The organism is Staphylococcus sp. HMSC063A07 (assembly GCF_001836955.1).
GTDB lineage: Bacteria > Bacillota > Bacilli > Staphylococcales > Staphylococcaceae > Staphylococcus > Staphylococcus lugdunensis.
In genome coordinates, this window is sequence record NZ_KV830902.1 from 70,341 (window position 1) to 76,340 (window position 6,000).

Annotated in this window: 6 protein-coding genes and 2 tRNA genes; all 8 read left to right on the forward strand. The window is 33.2% G+C overall.

The features are described from left to right. Positions 1 to 154: 154 nt before the first annotated feature. Complete coding sequence (locus HMPREF2597_RS00915; RefSeq protein ID WP_002461191.1) at positions 155 to 1,156, forward strand: SpoIIE family protein phosphatase; 1,002 nt, start codon at positions 155 to 157, stop codon at positions 1,154 to 1,156. Positions 1,157 to 1,246: 90 nt separating this feature from the next. After that, the gene (locus HMPREF2597_RS00920) at positions 1,247 to 1,573 is read left to right on the forward strand and encodes an anti-sigma factor antagonist (RefSeq protein WP_002461190.1); all 327 of its coding nucleotides are present in this window, start codon (positions 1,247 to 1,249) and stop codon (positions 1,571 to 1,573) included. A 1-nt stretch (position 1,574) separates the two neighbouring features. Then, a complete protein-coding gene (gene rsbW, locus HMPREF2597_RS00925; RefSeq protein ID WP_012990787.1) occupies positions 1,575 to 2,054 on the forward strand; it encodes an anti-sigma B factor RsbW in 480 nt (159 codons plus the stop codon). After that, positions 2,029 to 2,799, forward strand: a complete 771-nt coding sequence (gene sigB / locus HMPREF2597_RS00930) for an RNA polymerase sigma factor SigB (protein ID WP_002461188.1) — start codon at positions 2,029 to 2,031, stop codon at positions 2,797 to 2,799. The genes rsbW and sigB overlap by 26 nt, the downstream gene beginning before the upstream one ends. Positions 2,800 to 2,917: 118 nt before the next feature. Continuing rightward, positions 2,918 to 5,068 carry a Tex family protein gene (locus HMPREF2597_RS00935; RefSeq protein ID WP_002478980.1) on the forward strand — a complete coding sequence of 717 codons (2,151 nt, stop codon included), beginning with the start codon at positions 2,918 to 2,920 and terminating at the stop codon, positions 5,066 to 5,068. Then, entirely contained in the window at positions 5,061 to 5,519 is a 459-nt protein-coding gene (locus tag HMPREF2597_RS00940; RefSeq protein WP_002478981.1) for a SprT family protein, read from the forward strand. The genes HMPREF2597_RS00935 and HMPREF2597_RS00940 overlap by 8 nt, the downstream gene beginning before the upstream one ends. 307 nt (positions 5,520 to 5,826) lie before the next feature. Then, positions 5,827 to 5,912 (forward strand) — tRNA-Leu (locus tag HMPREF2597_RS00945). Positions 5,913 to 5,928: 16 nt separating this feature from the next. Then, positions 5,929 to 5,999, forward strand: a tRNA-Gly gene (locus HMPREF2597_RS00950). The last annotated feature ends 1 nt before the right edge of the window (position 6,000 follow it).

The window sequence follows — 6,000 nt, forward strand, 5'->3', positions numbered from 1 at the left end:
CTGATAGAATAGTAGCTAGGTTTTTATTGCCATTTGCTTATGCTATTATGGTACTCTTGACTTATTAGAGCGAAATGTTTCATGTTTAGCCTATGTTAAATAAATGGTCGTTTCATTGAAGTAATAATGAATGTTGTAGTAAGGAGGAAACGTCGTGGAAGAATTTAAAAAACACTATAAAGAATTATTAGACGAAAGCATTGCTACTGGTGTGCAACCTCAGCTACTAGAAAAATGTGAAAACTACACGAGTGAAGTGATTAAAAAAGATATTTTGCCTGAAGATATTGTGGAAATACATAAGAATTATATATCTTCTCTTAGCTTAGAAGAACATAAAATTTTAGATACATTAGACGTCTTAAAAGAAGTAGTTAGAGGATTTGGCTACAGCTATCGAGATTATCAAAAGTTAGTAAATAAATTACAATTCCACGATAAAGAAATTGATTTAGCTTCTAGATTGCAACAAACTATGTTAAAGGCTGACATACCACAATTTGACAGTATACAAATTGGCGTCATATCAGTTGCTGCACAAAAAGTAAGTGGAGATTATTTTAATTTGATTGACCATAAAGACGGAACGATGAGTTTTGCGATTGCAGATGTCATTGGTAAAGGTATTCCAGCCGCATTAGCTATGAGTATGATCAAATTTGGTATGGACTCATATGGGCACTCTCAATTGCCAAGTGATGGATTGAAGCGACTAAATCGAGTTGTTGAAAAAAATGTTAACCAAAATATGTTTGTAACTATGTTCTATGGTTTATATGAGGAAATGAATCATTTACTATACTGCAGCTCGGCGGGACATGAGCCAGGGTATATTTATCGAGCGGAAACCGAGGAATTTGAAGAAATTGAAGTGCGTGGTCGCGTATTGGGTGTAAGTCAAAATACGCGTTATCACCAACAAGAAATTGCAGTTAATCTCAATGATTTAATCATTATCTTTACCGATGGCGTAACCGAAGCTCGAAACTCAATGGGTGAGTTTATTTCAAAAAAGGACTTATTAAATCTAATTCATAAATATAAACATATGCATCCGCAAGATATTGTACAATTACTATATGAAGCAATTTTAAAAATACAAAATCCGAACAAGCGTGATGATATGACAATTTTGATTATCAAAAGAGTAAATTAGCATAAAAAATTGTGGTTATAACAATATTGTTGTGGGTATAAATAGAGCGTATGTATTTTGTGAAATGAATTTATTTAGGAGTGTAAATATATGAACCTTAATGTAGAAACTCAATCATTTGAAAAATATTATGAAGTTAATGTAGCTGGTGAACTGGATGTCTATACAGTACCAGAATTGGAAGAAGTTTTAGTTCCAATGCGACAAGAAGGAGATAAAGATATTCACGTAAATTTAGCAAATGTGAGTTATATGGACTCTACTGGTCTGGGCTTATTTGTTGGAACACTAAAAGCATTAAATCAACATAATAAAGAACTTTATATTTTAGGCGTGACAGATCGAATTAGTAGACTTTTTGATATTACAGGATTAAAAGATTTAATGCATGTTAATGAAGGGACGGAGGTTGAATAAAATGCTTGGAAATCACGATTATATTGAAATGAGATTACCAGCTTCAGCTGAATATGTAAGCTTAATTCGCTTAACGTTGTCGGGCGTGTTTTCCAGAGCAGGTGCATCATATGATGATATAGAAGACGCCAAAATCGCTGTGAGTGAAGCGGTGACCAATGCAGTAAAACATGCTTATAAAAACGAACAAGAAAACGGTAGAATTAATCTTTGCTTTGAAATTCTAGAAAATCAAATTAAAATCGTTATTTCCGATCAAGGAGAAAGCTTTGATTATGAAGCAACTAAAGCAAAATTAGGGCCGTATAATAATAATGAGAATATTGACTTTTTACGTGAAGGTGGGCTAGGTTTATTTTTAATTGAATCTTTAATGGATGAAGTTACTGTCTGTAAAGAATCTGGTGTTACGATCAGTATGATTAAGAATATAAAAAAAGAGCAGGTGCCAAAAAATGACGAAAGAGTCGAAATCAATTAATGACACTTCACCTGAACAAATAAACCAATGGATTAAAGAGCATCAAGAAGACAAGAGTACAGAAGCCCAAGATAAATTGGTGAAACATTATCGCAAGTTAATTGAATCACTTGCTTACAAGTATTCTAAAGGGCAATCACATCATGAAGATTTAGTTCAAGTGGGAATGGTTGGATTAATAGGTGCAATCAATCGATTTGATATTTCGTTCGATCGAAAATTTGAAGCATTCTTGGTGCCAACTGTTATTGGTGAAATCAAACGATATTTAAGAGACAAGACATGGAGTGTACATGTGCCTCGACGTATTAAAGAGATTGGACCTAGAATTAAAAAAGTTAGCGATGAGTTAACAAATGAACTAGAACGATCACCTTCTATTACAGAAATTGCAAATAGACTTGAAGTTACAGAAGAAGAAGTGCTTGAAGCAATGGAAATGGGGCAAAGTTACAATGCGCTAAGTGTTGATCATTCGATTGAAGCTGATAAAGATGGGTCAACAGTAACTTTATTAGATATCATGGGTCAGCAAGATGATAATTACGACTTGACCGAAAAAAGAATGATTTTAGAACGTATTTTACCTATTCTATCTGAGCGTGAACGAGAAATTATTCAATGTACATTTATAGAAGGTTTGAGTCAGAAAGAAACTGGCGAGCGTATAGGACTGAGTCAAATGCATGTATCACGACTACAACGGACGGCAATAAAAAAATTACAACAAGCTGCAAAACAATAAAAGCAGAGACCATCATTTGTAAAGGTCTCTGTTTTTTCTATGAGTATCTTTTAAATCAGAAGATGATATCAATATATGTTAAAATAAGCATGAATTTCTAGAAAAGTGTGGTAAAACAATGGACAATCAATTAATTGCAACTATCGAACAAAATTATTCATTTTCAAAAAAACAAATTACTGCAGTATTATCATTATTAGAAGATAATAATACAGTCCCTTTTATTGCTAGATATCGAAAAGAGGCTACTGGCGGTTTAGATGAAGTTGAAATAAAACAAATAGCTGATGAATATCAATATGTAGCACATTTACAAAAGCGTAAAGAAGAAGTGATTAATAATATAGAACAACAGGGATTGCTTACAGAAGAATTAAAACAAGACATCTTAAAACAGACTAAATTACAGCGTGTTGAAGATTTATATCGGCCTTACAAACAAAAGAAAAAAACACGAGCAACCGAGGCAAAACGTAAAGGATTAGAACCGTTTGTAGACTGGTTACTGTTACCTAAACTAGACGTAGATATAACAACAAAAGCAGCCTCATTCTTAAATGAAGAGGTAAACGCTGTTGAAGAAGCTATCCAAGGTGCGCAAGATATTATTGCTGAACGTATTGCAGATCAACCTTCATATCGTACAAAACTGTTAAAAGATGTGTACCATCAAGGGCAATTGGTTACGACAAAAAAGAAAAAAGCGGAAGATGAAAAAGAAATTTTTTCAATGTATTATGATTATTCCGAACCTATTAAAAAAATAGCTAACCACAGAGTTTTAGCGGTGAATCGTGGAGAAAAAGAAAAAATATTGACTGTGAAAATTGAATTTGATATCACGCATATTCAACAGTTTATTGCTAAAAGAGAAATAAAATATCAAACTGAAGCAAGTCGTATTATTCAAGAGGCAATAAGCGATAGTTTGAAACGTTTAGTAATGCCATCAATTGAACGAGAGATAAGATCAGATCTTACTAATAAAGCAGAACATCATGCAATTGATGTTTTTAGTGAGAATTTACGTCATTTATTACTACAACCACCAATGCGTGGTAAACAAATTTTAGGGATTGATCCCGCATTTAGAACAGGATGTAAATTGGCAGTAATTAATCCATTTGGCACTTTTGTTGCTAAGAATGTGATGTATCCACATCCTCCTGTATCTAAAGTCCAAGAGGCAAAAAACATATTATTAAAAATGATTAGAGATTATAATGTAGAATTGATTGCAATAGGAAATGGTACTGCTAGTCGTGAGACAGAACAATTTGTAGCACAAGTTATTCAAGAATACCAATTATCAGTTCAATTTATTATCGTCAATGAAGCAGGTGCATCTGTATATTCTGCTTCTGAAGTAGCTCGTAATGAGTTTCCTAACTTTCAAGTAGAAGAAAGAAGTGCAGTTTCAATAGGTCGTCGAGTTCAAGATCCGTTGAGTGAATTGGTTAAAATAGATCCAAAATCAATTGGTGTTGGGCAGTATCAACATGATGTTAATCAAAAAGAACTTGAGCAGGCACTTGCATTTGTTGTTGAAACAGCTGTGAACCAAGTTGGTGTTGACGTTAATACAGCATCAAAATCATTATTGCAATATGTATCCGGCTTAACGGCACCAATCGCACAAAATATTATAGATTACCGTGAACAACATGGTGCTATTAAGCATAATAAAGAAATCAGTAAAGTAAAAAGATTAGGTGCTAAAACATTTGAACAAAGCATTGGATTTTTACGTATCATCGATGGAACAGAGCCACTGGATAATACGTCTATCCACCCAGAAAGTTACCAAGCGACATATCAATTACTTCAGCAACTGAATTTAGATATCAATGAGTTAGGAACGAAAGGACTAAAAGAAAAATTAAGTAAATTAGATGTGAATTCACTTTCTACAAAATTAAATATAGGTATTCCAACATTAGAAGACATTATTGAATCTTTAAAAGCACCACACAGAGATCCACGAGACGAGTTCGAAACACCACTGTTAAAATCAGATGTACTTTCAATAGCAGACTTATCAAAAGGAATGAAATTAAGTGGAACTGTGAGAAATGTCGTTGATTTTGGTGCGTTTGTTGATATTGGTGTTAAACAAGATGGACTGGTTCATATATCTAAACTATCTAATAAATATGTCAAAAACCCAATGGATATTGTAACTGTAGGAGATATTGTTGATGTATGGATAATAGATATAGATGAGCAAAAAGGAAAAGTATCATTAACAATGGTTAATCCAAATGAATAATGACGAATTGCAAAATCTAACTGAAACTATATCTAAGCAGTATTTTAATAAAATATTTGAGCACGAAGCGTATTTTAACAACAGACTAAGAACGACTGGTGGCAGATATATTTTAAAAACGCATAATATTGAGCTTAACCCTATGCAATATAAACATTACGGACTAAAGGCATTAAAGGATATTATTAAACATGAACTATGTCACTATCATTTGCATCTATCTGGCAAAGGATATCAGCACAAAGATAATGACTTCAAAGAACTGAGTGCCAAAGTCGGTGCACCGAGATTTTGTTCTGCAATCAAAAGCTATCAAGAGCGTGCTAATTATGAATACCAATGTAAAAGATGTGGCGTAACATACTTAAGAATTAAAAGAGTGAATATCTCAATCATGAGATGTGGCAAATGTAATGGGAAATTAAAACTAAATCAGGATTATAGAAAATAATAATTGATATAGAGAAAGTCTAATCTTCAAAATTAAATTAGGAAACACTATAGCCATATGTGTGTAATAAAAGCTTATGGTGATTAACAAATTTACTAAGAAGATTAGGCTTTTTTATATTATTAAAAGTATTGACATAAGGATGTAATAATAGTATTATGGATAGCGTTGTGCTAGACAGTAGTTATGAATTTGACAAGTTGTTAAGAAGGTAAAATTAAAGTTAATTTATAATTGACTTTGAATTACAAATCTATTACAATTATTATTGTTCTCGATAGACGAATAAGTTTATTGCGTTTTGCCAGCGGTCGTGGCGGAATGGCAGACGCGCTAGGTTGAGGGCCTAGTGGGAGAAATCCCGTGGAGGTTCAAGTCCTCTCGGCCGCACCAATCATCTATTATATATGCGGGTGTAGTTTAATGGCAAAACCTCAGCCTTCCAAGCTGATGTTGTGGGTTCGATTCCCATCACCCGCTC

What these genes read in the sequence shown, in the direction of transcription:
- HMPREF2597_RS00920 (WP_002461190.1), top strand. Translation starts at nt 1,247, where the DNA reads ATGAACCTTAATGTAGAAACTCAATCATTTGAAAAATATTATGAAGTT.
- rsbW (WP_012990787.1), top strand. Translation starts at nt 1,575, where the DNA reads ATGCTTGGAAATCACGATTATATTGAAATGAGATTACCAGCTTCAGCT.
- sigB (WP_002461188.1), top strand. Translation starts at nt 2,029, where the DNA reads ATGACGAAAGAGTCGAAATCAATTAATGACACTTCACCTGAACAAATA.
- HMPREF2597_RS00935 (WP_002478980.1), top strand. Translation starts at nt 2,918, where the DNA reads ATGGACAATCAATTAATTGCAACTATCGAACAAAATTATTCATTTTCA.
- HMPREF2597_RS00940 (WP_002478981.1), top strand. Translation starts at nt 5,061, where the DNA reads ATGAATAATGACGAATTGCAAAATCTAACTGAAACTATATCTAAGCAG.